The sequence below is a fragment of the Bradyrhizobium sp. P3_C3 genome, from assembly GCF_056402655.1.
On sequence record NZ_JBFUGY010000034.1, the window covers coordinates 11300 to 25412 of the forward strand.

A 14113-nucleotide genomic window follows, 5' to 3' on the forward strand; every position below is an offset into this window, starting at 1 on the left:
CGGAACGATACTGCCATTACCCATTTTTCCGCCTTGAAGAGGCAGGGGGAGCTCTTTCACTGATGGCGACCGTGTTCGAACATCGGCGCGACACCGCGTGCGCCTGAAAGAGTTTTGATGCTGCTCGTCGTCGAACAGTTCTTGAACGGATTGCAGTTCGGCCTGCTCCTGTTCCTGCTCGCCGCCGGCCTGACGCTGGTGTTCGGGATCATGGATCTCGTCAACCTCGCGCACGGCTCGCTCTACATGATGGGCGCCTATTTCGCCGCGACCTTTGCGGCCTGGACCGGCAGCTTCCTGCTCGGTGCGCTGATGGCGCTAGGGGCGACTTTGGTGCTCGGCATCGTGCTGGAGATGTCGGCGCTGCGGCATCTCTACGGGCGCGACCATCTCGACCACGTGCTCGCGACCTTCGGCCTGATCCTGTTCTTCAATGAAGCCGTGCGGCTGATCTGGGGTCCGGCCGGGCTTGCGCTGCCGCTGCCGGCCTGGCTCACGGTGCCGGTGCCGATCCTGCCCGGCATCCACTATCCCGCCTATCGTCTCGCCATCATCGTGGTGGCGCTGCTGGTCGCGCTGCTGCTCTATCTCGGCGTGATGCGCACCCGCATCGGCATGCTGATCCGCGCCGGCGCCTCCAACCGCGAGATGATCGGCGCGCTCGGCATCAACATCAAGCTGCTCTATACGCTGGTGTTCGGCCTGGGCGCCGCGCTCGCCGGCCTCGCCGGCCTGATGCAGGCGCCGATCCTCACCGTGCAGATCGGCATGGGCGAGAACATCCTGATCCTCGCCTTCGTCATCATCGTGATCGGCGGCATCGGCTCGATCCGCGGCGCGTTCCTCGCCGCGATCTTCGTCGGCATGATCGACACGCTCGGCCGCGCCTTCCTGCCCAACCTGTTGCGGCAGGTGCTGAGCGGCGCCGCCGCCTCCACCGCCGCGCCCGCGCTGTCGTCCATGCTGATCTATCTGCTGATGGCGATCGTGCTGGTGGTGCGCCCGGAGGGGCTGTTTCCGGCCAACCGTCGATGAAGGCTTTCACTGTGAGCAAGGCCGTCACGGCCCTGATGCTGGCGGGCCTCGTGCTGCTGCCGCTCTATTCGCAGCTGTCCGGCAACATCTTCATCCTGACGCTGTTCACCCGCATCGTCATCCTGGCGCTGGCGGCCGCGAGCCTCAACCTCATCATGGGTTTTGGCGGCATGATGAGCTTCGGCCACGCCGCCTATCTCGGCATCGGCGGCTACGCGGTCGGCATGCTCGCGCAGGAAGGCGTCGGCTCCGGCTTCATCCAGTTCCCGGTCGCGCTCGCAGCTTCCGCGATCTATGCGCTGGTGATCGGCGCGCTCTCGCTGCGTACGCGTGGCGTCTACTTCATCATGATCACGCTGGCGTTTGCGCAGATGGCCTATTACGTCGCCTCCGGCCTCGCGCGTTACGGCGGCGATGACGGTCTCACCGTCTACAAGCGCAGCGACTTCTCCGGCCTGATCAACCTGTCGAACCGCACGCAGTTCTATTATCTCTGCCTCGCCTGCCTGTTCGCCGTGATCGTCCTGATCTGGCGCATCGTCAATTCGCGCTTCGGTCTCGTCTTGCAGGGCCTGCGCTCCAACGAGCAGCGGATGCAGGCGATCGGCTTTCCGGCAAAACGCTACAAGCTCGTCTGCTTCGTCATCTCAGGCACGATGTGCGGCCTTGCCGGCGCGCTGCTTGCCAACAACACCGATTTCGTCAGCCCGGCCGTGATGTACTGGACCCGTTCCGGCGACCTCATGGTGATGGTGATCCTGGGGGGCATGGGCACGCTGTTCGGCCCGGTGATGGGCGCGGTGGTGTTCTTGCTGCTGGAAGAATTCCTGTCGCAGATCACCGAATACTGGGCGCTGATCATGGGCCCGCTCTTGCTGCTGATCGTGCTGTTCGGCCGCGGCGGCATCATGGGCCTGCTCGGGAGGCTCAATCGTGGCTGAACCGCTGCTCCGCGTCGAAAAGCTGGTGCGCCGCTTCGGTGGCATCGTTGCGACGGACAACGTCTCGCTCGACGTAGCTAGCGGCGAGCTGCACGCCATCATCGGCCCGAACGGTGCCGGCAAGACCACGCTGATCAGCCAGCTCACCGGGCACCTCGAACCGCATTCCGGCAGCGTCTCGCTCGGCGGCCGCGACATCACCTATCTGCCGGCCTATCGCCGCTGCGCGCTGGGGCTCGCCCGTTCGTTCCAGATCACGTCGCTGCTGCTCGACTTCACCGCCGCCGACAATGTCGCGCTGGCGGCGCAGGCGCATGCCGGCCACTCGTTCCGCTTCTTCGCCAATGCGCGCAAGGAGAAGGGCCTGCGCGATGCCGCCCATGCCGCGCTCGACCGCGTCGGGCTCGGCCATCGCGCCGATGTCCTGGTGTCCAGGCTCAGCCATGGCGAGCGCCGCCAGATCGAGCTCGCGGTCGCGCTCGCGAGCAAGCCGAAGCTGCTGCTGCTGGACGAGCCGATGGCGGGTCTTGGCGTCACCGAATCCCAGCGCATGGTGCAACTGCTTCAGGAGCTGCGGAAGGAAGTCTCGATCGTGTTGGTCGAGCACGATATGCCGGCGGTGTTCGCGCTGGCCGACCGCATCTCGGTGCTGGTCTATGGCCGCGTCATCGCCTCGGGCGATCCGGCCGCGATCCGCGCCAACGAGGACGTCAAGCGCGCCTATCTCGGCGACCAGCACGTGGTGACGCACCATGTCTGAAAAGGTGATGGCTGACACGCTGCTCGACGTCGACGGCATCGAGACCTGCTACGGCCTCTCCCAGGTGCTGTTCGGCCTGTCGCTGTCGATCAAGCCGGGCGAGATGGTCTCGCTGATGGGCCGTAACGGCATGGGCAAGACCACCACCATCCGCTCCATCATGGGCCTGACACCGGCGCGCGCCGGAACGATCCGCTTCGCCGGCGCCGAGGTGCGACAGTTGCCGTCCTACCGCATCGCCAAGCTTGGCGTCGGCCTCGTTCCCGAGGGGCGCCAGATCTTCCCGAACCTCACCGTGCGCGAGAATCTCGTCGCGGCCGCGGCCGATCGCTTCGGCAGCAGCAATCCGTGGACGCTTGCCGCCATCTACGTGATGTTTCCGCGCCTCGCCGAGCGTGCCTCCAACATGGGCAACCAGCTCTCCGGCGGCGAGCAGCAGATGCTCGCGATCGGCCGCGCGCTGATGACCAACCCAAAGCTGCTGATCCTGGATGAAGCGACCGAAGGCCTTGCGCCGCTGATCCGCGAAGAAATCTGGAACTGCCTGTCGCTGCTGAAGAGCCGGGGACAGTCGATCCTGGTCGTCGACAAAAATGTCGACCACCTCGCCCGCATCTGCGACCGCCATTACATCATCGAGCGCGGCAAGACGGTGTGGAGCGGCACGTCCGTCGAGCTGATGGCGGAGCCGGATCTCCAGCACAAATATCTGGGCATCTGACGCGCTCCTGGATCTGATTGCCGTATCGTCCGTGCAGGATCGCCTCGCGCAGAACCTCGTCGAGGACGTCAGTTTCGAAGCTCTCCAAACTGCACGCAGAGGTCTTGAGTGCGCCGCCGCCAGCCGCCAATGTCGCGGCGTAGCGGATTCGATGCAGGACTTTTACAATCAAATTGCCGGGCGGCCTGACGACGACATCATCGGCTCCGCACAGCGAGGCGCTTCGACAGCGCCTCAATGGCTGGATTTCCCGGGCTGTGTGTTCATCAGAGGTGAGTTTCGCGCCGATCCCGATCGGCCCGCAATCGTAGCGCCGGGCTTGTTCATCTCTGTCGCACTCGATGAAGGCGCAGGCCGCGGCATTCTGACGCGCACAACGGGTGCAGGGCAGATGACGGCGATTGCCGTGCGCGAATCCCTCGCCGTGGGAGGCTCGGTTCGCTGCGGCGAACGTCCTGCGATCGGCCTGGCGCTTCCCCAAGCCTCCATCGACGGGCTTGGACTCGGCGACGAGGTTCGGGCGCTGTTCAAGACCGACGCGTTGGGCACGGCCATCGTCTCTCTCACGGCGTCTCCGCGTGTGCAGGCCCTCGCGGCAGAAATGTTCTCGCCACCGGTGGCCGGAAACGCGACGCAATTGCTGCTGTCGGCGCATGCCGCCGAGATCGTGGTCCACGCCTTGTTCGGCGAGCGCGGGATCGCGCTCGATCCTGCAGCCGACCTCCAGCGGGTGCGGTTGCAATCGGTCAAGGCGCGCATGGATGCCGATCTCGCTTATCCCTGGAGCATCGATGAACTGGCGCGGAATGCGGGGCTGAGCCGCCGGTCCTTCAACCAGAAATTCCAGATGGCGTATGGCGAGAGCGCGATCGATTATTTGCGGGCCCGCCGGCTCGATGCCGCACGTGACCTTCTGATTCATCAACGGTTGTCAGTCACCGAGGCGGCCTTTCGGGTCGGCTATGCCCATCCGGCCAATTTCGCGACGGCATTCCGCAGGCACTTCGGCTATTCGCCGAGCCACTGTCAGTAAACTTGAACGCCTCCACGTGCGATCAAAGGTGATTTGCGCGCGCGCAAAGGCGGTGTGCGCCTCGATCTGGTTACTCCCGGGTTGTTCGAACACGGAACTCGGGGAAGACAATGACGCGCAACGACGGGCGGACGCTCGGCTGGGAACGGATGGCGAGAACTGGTCTGGGAGCGGCCGGCCTAGGAATAGTCCTGCATGCAGCGCCGTCGGTCGCACAGACCTCCGGGACCAATTCGACGTCGACGGCGGCGACATTGCCTCCCGTCACGGTGGAGGCACCGATCCAGGCGCGTCCGCGCACCCAGCCCGCGCAGCGAGCCTCGCAGTCGTCGCGCGGCCGCATCGCGACGCAACGCAATGCCGGGCCCGCGCCGGCCGGAAATCCGGGCGTGCGCGAGGCCGGTGCCGGTCGCGCCAACGCGTCGAGCGAAAGCAGCTATGTTGCAGACAGCAGCTCGGCGGGTACCAAGACCAACACGCCGTTGCTCGAGACGCCGCAGTCGATCTCGGTCGTGACGCGCAAGGAACTCAACGACCGCGCCGTCCAGACGCTGACGGAGGCGGTTGGCTATGAACCTGGCGTCCGTATCGATGCCTCCGGCTACGATCCGCGTTTCGACGCCATCGCGATCCGCGGCTTCGACATCACTTATAACGGCGTTTATCTCGACGGCCTGCGCCTCGTCGGAGCAGGTCTCAGCGTGTTCAAGACCGAGCCTTATGGGGTCGACAGCATCACCGTGGTCCGTGGGCCGAGCTCGGCGCTCTATGGCCTCGGCTCGCCCGGCGGACTCATCGACCTCTCGAGCAAGCTGCCGACCAGCCAGCCGTTTCACGAGGTGCAAACGGTGTTTGGCGACCGCGATCGCGTCCAGGGCAATTTCGATCTTTCGGGTCCGGTCGATGCCAACGGTCAGTTTTCGTATCGGCTGACCGGCGTGATGCGTGACGCGAACGTGTTCGTGCCCGGCGGCAAGGATAACAGGACCTACATCGCGCCCGCCGTCACCTGGAAGCCGGATCAATCGAGGACCCTGACGATTCTCGGGTCCTATCAGAAGTCGAAGACGCCCGGATCCATGTTCACCTACTCCACGGGCACCGGCACCGCCACGGACATCTTCACGGGCAGCCCGTCCTACAATTCGCTCGACCAGGAGCAGGGACGCGTGGGCTATCTGTTCGAGCATGCGTTCAACAACGCCGTGACCGTCCGCCAGAAATTCCGCTACGTCGATGTCGATGCGGTCACCCGCTATGTCGGCTTTCTCGGCGCGCCGGTGGGCAATGTCGTCTCGCGCTACACCGGCTACGTCCACGACACGCTGCAATCGGCCATCATGACAACCAGGTCGAGGCCAGGCTATCGACCGGGCCCGTGCAGCACACACTCCTGGTCGGCACCGACTACACCTCGTCGAAGTTCAACGACAAGCAGGGATTCGGCTTCGGCGTCTCCGATCTCAACCTGGCCGCGCCGGTCTACGCGCCGGAATCCATTCCCGATCCCGCGATCTCGTCCTCGACGGCCCAGCGGCAAACCCAGTCCGGCGTGTATGTTCAGGACCAGGCCAGGCTCGATCACTGGATCCTGACATTGAGCGGCCGCAGCGACTGGGTCAGCACCACGGGTGAGGATCTGTTCGCGCTGATCCGGCAGACGCAGTCCGATCAGGCCTATAGCGGGCGAGCCGGGCTGACCTATGTGTTCGATTCCGGCGTTGCGCCTTACGTCGCCTATTCGACCTCGTTCTTTCCCAATCTCGGCGTCGATCCGTCGGGCGCCTTCTTCAAGCCGACCACCGGCAAGCAGACCGAAGTCGGTGTGAAGTACCAGCCGCAGGGCACGAGGAGCTTCATTACCGCGGCGGTGTTCGATTTGACCCAGGACGGCGGCCTGGTCACGACGGGGACGGGCGTGACGGTCCAGCGTGGCGAGATTCAAAGCCGCGGCTTCGAATTGCAGGCGCTTGCCAGCCTGGGCGGTGGTTTCGACATCACCTCGTCGTACACCTATCTCGACATGGTGACCAAGCAGGCCGCTGACGACTCGCTGATCGGCAAGTTTCCCTCGGGCAATCCTCCGCATACGGCGACGCTGTGGGCGAACTATGCCCTGCCGCTGGCCGGACCGTTTGCAGGATCGAGCGTCGGTGGCGGCGCGCGTTACATGTCCTGGAGCTACGGCGATGATGCGAACACGTTCAAGAACAGCTCGGTAACCCTGATCGACGCGGCGCTGAAATATGATTTTGGCCAGGCGATGAAGGAGCTGAAGGGCCTCCAGTTCCAGGTCAATGCCAAGAACCTGTTCAATCTGCACTACACCACGTGCCAAGTCGGTTATTGCCAAATCGCACACGCCGGCGACTAACGCGCAAGGTGGTGGGTGCCGATTTCAACCAAGGTGGTCCGGCAGGACAGGTGGTAGATCAGGCTGAACAATTGAACCCACATGATCGAACTCCACTGTTGATCACATGCAGGATGTTAGGCCCCCAGTTTTTCCGGCCGTTTTCGAGGGACAGGGAAAATGGCTTCGTCGGCGAGCGCCGTGATGTCGTCGGAACAGACCGGACGAAGTCGCCTCACGCGGGCGTGAGACGGATCTCCGTCAAAACACCTCGAAATATTCGCGGTGCTCCCAGTCGGTCACCTCTGACAGGAAGCGGTCGATCTCGGCATTCTTGATGTGGGTGTAGTAGTCGACGAACTCAGGCCCGAACTTCTCGCGGAAGAACGGATCGTCCTTCAGCGCGGCGACCGCATCGCGCAGCGACTTCGGCAACGGCGGCGCCTTGGTCTCGTAGGGCGTGTCGGCGGACGGGCCGGGGTCGAGCTTGCGATCGACGCCGTCGAGGCCCGACAAAATTTGCGAGGCCATGTAGAGATAGGGATTGGCGGCAGGCTCGCCGATGCGGTTCTCCAGGCGCGTTGCGGCATCATTGGCGCCGCCGAGCACGCGGATCATCACGCCGCGATTGTCGCGGCCCCAGATCGCGCGGTCCGGCGCCAGCGAATAGGAGCGGTAGCGCTTGTAGCCGTTGATGGTCGGGGTGGTGAAGACGGTCGAGGCGCGGGCGTGGTCGAGCAGGCCGGCAAGGTACGCCTTGCCGAACGCACTGAGCGGCTCGCCGCCGTCCTTCGTCATGAACTGGTTCTCGCCGGTCGTGCGCGAGACGATCGACTGATGCAAGTGCCAGCCGCTCGCGAACACATTCGGCAGTTTCGGCCGGCACATGAAGGTGGCGTGATAGCCGTGGCGGTGCGCGATCTGCTTCACGGCAGAGCGGAATAGCACCATGTTGTCGGCGGGCTCCAGCCCCTTCCTCGGCGCGAAGGTGAATTCGCACTGGCTCGGCCCGAACTCGACCTCGACCGAGCGCAAGGGCAGTCCGAGCGCGACGATATCGCGGCGCAAGATCTCCAGCACCGGCTCCATCTGATCGAAGCGCTGCTCGGTGAGGTATTGATAGCCGTGGCTGAGCAGGCTCACCGACGGCGGCGTGCCGGGCTGGCCGGCATCCTCGGGCCGCATATGCGCGTCGTCGAGCTTGAAGATGTGGAATTCAACCTCGAGGCCGGCGACGAAATCGTGGCCGCGGCCGCCGAGATCATCGAGCACCTTGCGGTAGAGACCGCGGGTCGCGAACGGCACGGGACGGCCGTCGCCAAAATAGAGATCGCAGAGCACCCAGCCCGTCGCGGGCGCCCATGGCAGCACGCGGAACGTGGTTGGGTCGGCGACCATCAACACGTCGGCCGCGCCCTCCATCTCCTTCATGCCGAACCCGCCGCCTGACGTGAACACCGGAAACACCGTGCGGTGCGAGGTATCCTTGGCGAGCATGGTCGTGGTGATGGAGCAGCCGCTCTCCAGCGAGGCGATCGCCTCGACGGCGATGATGGTCTTGCCGCGCAAAATGCCGTGCTGGTCCGGGAAGGCGAGGCGGATGACCTCGAGGTTCTTTTCCTCGACGATGCGGCGCAGGCGCGCTGCGGCGTCCCTCTGCTCATCCGACCACAGCGCATGACGCGCGACGAAAGTCACTCGGTTGCTCCTTCAGTCCGTGCTGTCATCGCCCGCGAAGGCGGGCGATCCAGTATTCCAGAGACGGCGACGTGTCCACGAGAGGCCGCGGCGTACTTCATGCCCCGCCTTCGCGGGGCATGACAGTGGAATGTGTGGCGCCCGCCGCTGATTGACGGCATTATCACTCCGCCGCCGTCAACCGGTGCACGTTGTCGGCGATCTCCTTCGGCACCGGCGCGGCCCAAGGTGCGCCGCGGCGGCGCTTGACGTCGACCTCCATCCAGTAGAGCTCCCAACCCTGGGTCGGCCCGATGCCGTCCATGGTGGCCGGTCCCTGGATGCTGCGCGCCCTGCTCTCGTCCAGGAACAGCATCGGCTTCTCGCCGCCGCCGACCTTCTCGATCTCCTGCCGCAGCAGGCGGCGGTACTGCACGATCGCCTTGTCGCTCGAGCCGAGATGCTCCTTGGTGCGGTCCTGGATCGCGCCCATGGATTCCACCGCCCACTGGTCGTGGACGTTGATGTCGGTGCCCATGCCGGTATAGGTCGCGGTCGCCTGCTCGTGCGGATCGAAGCCGTAATCGTTGCTGTGGTTCTTGCGCGATTTGTAGTCGGGCAGCTCATAGAGCTCGAGCCGCTGATCGCGCATCTTCTGCTTGTCGACCGGATTCGAATAGCTGGTGAAGATCGCGTACCAGTAGCAATTCTCATCGTCGACCGGCACGTGCCACTGCGTGATCGTCATTTCCGTGCTCATGGGGATGACGAAGCCGTGCGGGAAGAGCTGGTTGGTGACGCGCACATGGGTGCGCTCCTCGTCGATCTCGCGCAGCGCGATCAGCCGCAGGCCATATTCGGTGTGCTCGACATTGATGATCGGACGGTCGTATTCGCGCAGGATCTTTGTCATCGGCAGATCAGAGCCGGCGGAGGCGCCGCGGAACTGCTTGCCGTAAGCCGTCGACGTATCCTCGTCCTCGAAGAAGCGGTGCAGATAGGAGGCGTGCGCGGGATCGATGCCGACCTCGAGGGCCTGAAGCCAGTTGCAGGCCATGTGGCCCTTGAACGCAAAAGTGTGCGTGCCGGGCGCGACAAAGCAGTCGAGCTCCGGAAAGGCCGGCGGCTCATCCTCGCCGAGATAAGCCCACAGGATGCCGCTCTTCTCGACCACGGGATAGGAGCGCTGGCGAATGTTCTGGCAGAGTTTTGAGTCCTTCGGCTCCGCCGGCGTCTCGATGCACTGGCCGGTGGCGTCGAACAGCCAGCCATGGAAGGCGCAGCGCAGGCCGCCATGTTCGAGACGTCCGAAGGCGAGGTCGGCGCCGCGATGGGCGCAATGACGATCGATCAGGCCGTAGCGTCCGCTCTCGTCGCGGAACAGCACCAGGTTCTCGCCAAGCAGTTTGACGGGACGGATCGGGCGCGTGCCCTCCAGCTCGTCGACCAGCGCCGCCGGCTGCCAATAGCTCCGCATCAGCTTGCCGCAGGGGTCCTTCTGACCGGTACGGGTGATCAGGTCGTTCTGCTCCTGGCTCATCATGGCCGGTGCGTCCTTTGTCGGAGAGGCATTTGTTCGCCTATTGAACGAATGGGCGAATTATGCCATGCCTTGGTCCGGCGGCAAGCAATATTTTGCAGGATGTTCCCGGACCTATGCCCAAGCTGAAGCGCAGCGAAAACGGCGAGCGGGCGACGGATTTCGTCGAGAGCCTCGATCGCGGCCTGCGCCTGCTGCAATGTTTCGGCGCAACCACCGGTCCGATGACGCTGAGCGATCTCGCCCGGGCCGCAGAGCTGCCGCGCGCCACAGCGCGGCGCATGCTGTTCACGCTTCAGCGCGGCGGCTTCGTCGCCGGCGACGGAAAGCTGTTCTCGCTGACGCCGCACGTGCTGACGCTCGCTGCGTCCTACCTGCGCTCCAGCCAGCTCGTCGCCGTGCTTCAGCCGGTGCTCGATCGCGTCGCCACGGCAGCGCAGGAAATCTCCTCGCTCGCGGTGCTCGACGGCGACGACGTCGTGTTTGTCGCGCGCAGCAGCCCGGCGCGGATGTTTTCGGGTGGGCTCGAGATCGGCTACCGGCTGCCGGCGTTCTGCACCTCGGTCGGCCGCGCCATGCTCGGGCAGTTCGATGATGCAGCGCTTGCCGCACGCCTGAAGACAATGAAGCGCGAGATGTTGACGCCGCAGACAGTGACCGATCCCAAGGCGCTGCTGGCCAGCATCACCGCGGATCGCGAGCAAGGGTATTCGCTGGTCGATCGCGAGGCAGAGCCGCATTTCCGCTCGATCTCGGTTCCGGTGCGCCGATACGACGGCGTGATCGTCGCCGCCATCAACATGGGCGCCCATGTCGACCGCGTGCCGGCAGGGGAGCTGGTCGACCGGTTGCTCCCGCTGCTCCGCGAAGGCGCGGAGTCCGTGCGGTCGCAGCTGCTCTAGCAACGATCGTTGGCGCCGCGCGTCCGCGGGCCTATAATCTCGTCACGCAAGACAACAGGGAGGACGCCATGAAACACACCATGGTTCCCAGTGATCGCGTGGAGCACGTCGGCGTCTACGGGCGCGACGGCGCGAAGCTCGGCTCGATCGAGCGGCTGATGCTCGACAAGGTGACCGGCACGGTCGCCTACGCCGTGATCAGGACTGGCGGGCTGCTCGGCACGCACCACCATTATCCGGTGCAGTGGGGCGCGCTGAAATACGATCCCGCGCGGCAGGCTTTTCGTGTCGAGGTGACGCAGGACGAGCTCGCCAGCGGACCGTGCGAGTTCGACGGCGACGAATTCGACTGGGGCGATCGTTCGCAGCCCTACGCGCACCCAAATTATTGGTCGATCTGACGGCGCGATTGCCGCAGGCGTCGCGCGCTGAGCCGCCTCACTTGGTCGCGGTGCGCCGGCGCGCTCGCTGTGTCAAAAGGCAAAAATGCCGCATGACACACCTCTCATCGCCACCATCGTCGTCGGACTTGGACTCGCTTTCGTACTTGGAACTATAGCGCAGCGGTTCCGCATTCCGCCGCTTGTCGGCTACCTGCTTGCCGGCGTTGCCGTCGGCCCGTTCACGCCGGGCTTCGTCGCCGACCAGGCGCTTGCGACCGAGCTCGCCGAGCTCGGCATTATCTTGCTGATGTTCGGCGTCGGCCTGCATTTTTCGCTCCAGGATCTGCTGAGCGTCCGCAACATCGCCGTTCCGGGCGCCGTCGTGCAGATTGCGGTCGCCACACTGATGGGGCTCGGCCTTTCATGGCTGATGGGCTGGAGCGTCGGTGCGGGACTCGTGTTCGGACTGGCGTTGTCGGTCGCGAGCACGGTCGTTCTGCTCCGCGCGCTCCAGGAGCGGCGCCTGATGGAGACCGATCGCGGCCGCATCGCGGTCGGCTGGCTCATCGTCGAGGACCTCGCGATGGTGCTCGTGCTGGTGCTGTTCCCGGCGATCGCAAGCCTTCAGGGCGCCAGCGGCGACAAGCCAGCCTTCGAGCCGCTGGCCGCGCAGGCCGGCTTCGGGCTTGCCGGCATCGTGATGCTGACCTTGGCCAAGATCATCGTGTTCATCGGGCTGATGCTGGTGGTGGGGCGCCGGGTGATTCCCTGGATCCTGCACTACATCGCGCATACCGGCTCGCGCGAATTGTTCCGTCTTGGCGTGCTTGCGATCGCGCTGTGCATCGCGTTCGGGGCGACGAAGCTGTTCGACGTCTCGCTGGCGCTGGGCGCGTTCTTCGCCGGCATGATGCTGCGGGAATCGCCGCTCAGCGCACGCGCCGCGCAGGAATCGCTGCCGCTGCGCGATGCCTTCGCGGTGCTGTTCTTCGTCTCGGTCGGCATGATGTTCGATCCGATGAGCGTGGTCCGCGAACCCTGGCCGCTGCTGGCGACGCTGGCGATCATCATGCTCGGCAAATCACTCGCGGCGTTCCTGATCATAGTCCTGTTCCGGCATCCGGTCGCGACCGCGCTGACGATCTCGGCGAGCCTGTCGCAGATCGGCGAGTTCTCCTTCATCCTGGCCGAGCTCGGCGTCGCCTCGCAGATCCTGCCCAGTGACGGCCGCGACTTGATCATGGCCGGCGCGATCCTTTCCATCATGCTCAACCCGCTGATGTTCGCGGCCGCCACCTGGCTCGCGCCGCGTCTCGACCCGCGCCGGGATTCACCGCAGGCCGCGGCCGCCGTGCCCGAACCGATCCGCACCACGGACCTGACTGACCATACGATCGTGATCGGCTATGGCCGCGTCGGCGCGCTCGTCGGCGATGCCCTGAAACAGCGGCAATTGCCGTTCCTTGTCGCCGAGGTCGGCGAGAGTGCACTGGCGAAGCTGAAGCAGGGCGGCATCGAGACCGTCATGGGCAATGCCGCGCAGCCCGAAATTCTCGGCGCCACCAATCCGTCACGGGCGCGGCATCTCGTGATCGCGATCCCCGAGGCGTTCGAGGCGGGGCAGATCGTGCAGCAGGCGCGCGCGGCCAATCCGGACATCCGCATCATCGCGCGGGCGCATGCGGATGCGGAGGTCGATCATTTGAAGGGGCTGGGGGCGGATGTCGTCATCATGGGCGAGCGGGAGATCGCGCGCGGCATGATCGAGGAGCTGGAGAGGAGATATCCGGATGCTGCCCAGCAAGATCCCCGTGCGCTCGCGGTCGGTTCGGTCGTTTGACCTGATCACGCCGCAGGGCCGGACCTACCGCTTCCCGCCGCCGACATTGTTGCAGCGGTTGTTGCGGTGGGGGTTCGCGCATGCGGAGACAATGGCGATCTCCGCGGCGATCCTGGCGTTGATTTATGTGGCGGGCTTTGTGGCCGAGGCGCTGGATCGCTCGGTGTTTGACGCGTGCAATGACAGGGCTGGGGTGCGCAGGGTGGGTTAGCCTGCAGCTGCGCGAAGCGCAGTCCGCTGGCGTAACCCACCGCGTCCCCGCCTCGCTTTCTGTGTCACTGCCGATTGCGCATCCAGTCGGCAAGGCCCGATATCGCCTTGTCGAGGTCCTGCCGCGCGGCGGCGTCCGTGACCGTCTCGTCCAGCGCGCCGCGCATGCAGAGCAGCCACGCATCGCGCTCGGCGTCGCCGATGGCAAAGCCGATATGCCGCTGCCGTAGCCGCGGATGGCCCTTCTCGACGGAATAGAGTTTTGGGCCGCCGGTCCATTCGGTGAGGTAGCGCTTCAGCACGTCCCTGATCAGTCCGAGGTCATCCGCGTGCATCGCGCGGATCATTTTCGCCTCCGGCAGCGTGTCCATGCGCTCGTAGAAGCGGTCGACCAGAAGGTCGATCGTGCCGCTGCCGCCGATCCGCTCGAACATGGAGATTGCGACGTCGCTATCGGTCATTCATCAAATCCTGGTGTGTGCTGTGTGGCCCTTCATATCGTTTCTGTTTGAGAAACGAAAAGGGACGCAAGGCACATCCGCGCGCTCCGCTCTGCTCCCTCCCCCCTTGCGGGGGAAGGCAGGGGAGAGGGGTAGCCCGGGAAATGGTGTTTGTTGCTGCGAAGACGAGGTTCTTGCGCGATCGATGGAGTGCCCGTGTGGCACCCCTCTCCCTAACCCTCCCCCGCAAGGGGGGAGGGAACGCAGCGAGCGTGCCG

Annotated in this window: 13 protein-coding genes and 1 pseudogene; 11 read left to right on the plus strand and 3 right to left on the minus strand. The window is 64.9% G+C overall.

Annotated features, from left to right (window positions below; genetic code table 11):
* Positions 1-117: 117 nt before the first annotated feature.
* From AC1DW2_RS31245 to AC1DW2_RS31275, 7 genes and pseudogenes are all read left to right on the plus strand, one after another.
* The gene (locus tag AC1DW2_RS31245) at positions 118-1035 is read left to right on the plus strand and encodes a branched-chain amino acid ABC transporter permease (protein ID WP_028139755.1); all 918 of its coding nucleotides are present in this window, start codon (positions 118-120) and stop codon (positions 1033-1035) included.
* Positions 1032-1976: a branched-chain amino acid ABC transporter permease gene (locus AC1DW2_RS31250; protein ID WP_477007876.1), complete on the plus strand. Its 945-nt coding sequence runs from the start codon at positions 1032-1034 to the stop codon at positions 1974-1976. Before AC1DW2_RS31245 ends, AC1DW2_RS31250 begins: the two co-directional genes overlap by 4 nt.
* Positions 1969-2736: an ABC transporter ATP-binding protein gene (locus AC1DW2_RS31255; RefSeq protein ID WP_063979902.1), complete on the plus strand. Its 768-nt coding sequence runs from the start codon at positions 1969-1971 to the stop codon at positions 2734-2736. The genes AC1DW2_RS31250 and AC1DW2_RS31255 overlap by 8 nt, the downstream gene beginning before the upstream one ends.
* The gene (locus AC1DW2_RS31260; RefSeq protein ID WP_477007877.1) at positions 2729-3457 is read left to right on the plus strand and encodes an ABC transporter ATP-binding protein; all 729 of its coding nucleotides are present in this window, start codon (positions 2729-2731) and stop codon (positions 3455-3457) included. Before AC1DW2_RS31255 ends, AC1DW2_RS31260 begins: the two co-directional genes overlap by 8 nt.
* A gap of 31 nt (positions 3458-3488) precedes the next feature.
* Positions 3489-4490: an AraC family transcriptional regulator gene (locus AC1DW2_RS31265; protein WP_477007878.1), complete on the plus strand. Its 1002-nt coding sequence runs from the start codon at positions 3489-3491 to the stop codon at positions 4488-4490.
* 149 nt (positions 4491-4639) lie between these two features.
* Positions 4640-5221: pseudogene (locus AC1DW2_RS31270) on the plus strand (TonB-dependent receptor plug domain-containing protein); the annotation flags it as partial.
* Between the two features lie 647 nt (positions 5222-5868).
* A complete protein-coding gene (locus AC1DW2_RS31275) occupies positions 5869-6864 on the plus strand; it encodes a TonB-dependent receptor domain-containing protein (RefSeq protein WP_477007879.1) in 996 nt (331 codons plus the stop codon).
* 240 nt (positions 6865-7104) lie between these two features.
* Here the strand turns inward: AC1DW2_RS31275 and AC1DW2_RS31280 are convergent, their stop codons facing one another.
* Together AC1DW2_RS31280 and AC1DW2_RS31285 are read right to left on the minus strand one after the other, a co-directional pair.
* Positions 7105-8541, minus strand: a complete 1437-nt coding sequence (locus AC1DW2_RS31280) for a glutamine synthetase family protein (RefSeq protein WP_477007880.1) — start codon at positions 8539-8541, stop codon at positions 7105-7107.
* Positions 8542-8704: 163 nt separating this feature from the next.
* Positions 8705-10063, minus strand: a complete 1359-nt coding sequence (locus AC1DW2_RS31285) for an aromatic ring-hydroxylating dioxygenase subunit alpha (RefSeq protein ID WP_477007881.1) — start codon at positions 10061-10063, stop codon at positions 8705-8707.
* A gap of 113 nt (positions 10064-10176) precedes the next feature.
* On the opposite strand from AC1DW2_RS31285, the gene AC1DW2_RS31290 reads away from it, so the two are divergent.
* The 4 genes from AC1DW2_RS31290 (at position 10177) to AC1DW2_RS31305 (ending at position 13396) form a co-directional block, all read left to right on the plus strand.
* Positions 10177-10962 (plus strand): IclR family transcriptional regulator domain-containing protein, encoded by a 786-nt coding sequence (locus tag AC1DW2_RS31290; protein WP_477007882.1) that lies wholly within the window; start codon positions 10177-10179, stop codon positions 10960-10962.
* Between the two features lie 68 nt (positions 10963-11030).
* Positions 11031-11363, plus strand: a complete 333-nt coding sequence (locus AC1DW2_RS31295) for a PRC-barrel domain-containing protein (protein WP_085399250.1) — start codon at positions 11031-11033, stop codon at positions 11361-11363.
* 85 nt (positions 11364-11448) lie between these two features.
* Positions 11449-13185, plus strand: coding sequence for a YbaL family putative K(+) efflux transporter (gene ybaL / locus AC1DW2_RS31300; protein WP_477007883.1), 1737 nt, complete (start codon positions 11449-11451; stop codon positions 13183-13185).
* Complete coding sequence (locus AC1DW2_RS31305) at positions 13136-13396, plus strand: hypothetical protein (RefSeq protein ID WP_477007884.1); 261 nt, start codon at positions 13136-13138, stop codon at positions 13394-13396. The genes ybaL and AC1DW2_RS31305 overlap by 50 nt, the downstream gene beginning before the upstream one ends.
* Before the next feature lie 64 nt (positions 13397-13460).
* Here the strand turns inward: AC1DW2_RS31305 and AC1DW2_RS31310 are convergent, their stop codons facing one another.
* Positions 13461-13856, minus strand: a complete 396-nt coding sequence (locus tag AC1DW2_RS31310) for a group II truncated hemoglobin (protein WP_477007885.1) — start codon at positions 13854-13856, stop codon at positions 13461-13463.
* Positions 13857-14113: the final 257 nt, after the last annotated feature.

Excerpts from the sequence above, each read along its gene's own strand:
- AC1DW2_RS31285 (WP_477007881.1), bottom strand. The coding sequence starts at position 10,063 with ATGATGAGCCAGGAGCAGAACGACCTGATCACCCGTACCGGTCAGAAG.
- AC1DW2_RS31290 (WP_477007882.1), top strand. The coding sequence starts at position 10,177 with ATGCCCAAGCTGAAGCGCAGCGAAAACGGCGAGCGGGCGACGGATTTC.
- AC1DW2_RS31310 (WP_477007885.1), bottom strand. The coding sequence starts at position 13,856 with ATGACCGATAGCGACGTCGCAATCTCCATGTTCGAGCGGATCGGCGGC.
- AC1DW2_RS31295 (WP_085399250.1), top strand. The coding sequence starts at position 11,031 with ATGAAACACACCATGGTTCCCAGTGATCGCGTGGAGCACGTCGGCGTC.
- AC1DW2_RS31260 (WP_477007877.1), top strand. The coding sequence starts at position 2,729 with ATGTCTGAAAAGGTGATGGCTGACACGCTGCTCGACGTCGACGGCATC.
- AC1DW2_RS31305 (WP_477007884.1), top strand. The coding sequence starts at position 13,136 with ATGCTGCCCAGCAAGATCCCCGTGCGCTCGCGGTCGGTTCGGTCGTTT.
- AC1DW2_RS31250 (WP_477007876.1), top strand. The coding sequence starts at position 1,032 with ATGAAGGCTTTCACTGTGAGCAAGGCCGTCACGGCCCTGATGCTGGCG.
- AC1DW2_RS31245 (WP_028139755.1), top strand. The coding sequence starts at position 118 with ATGCTGCTCGTCGTCGAACAGTTCTTGAACGGATTGCAGTTCGGCCTG.
- ybaL (WP_477007883.1), top strand. The coding sequence starts at position 11,449 with ATGCCGCATGACACACCTCTCATCGCCACCATCGTCGTCGGACTTGGA.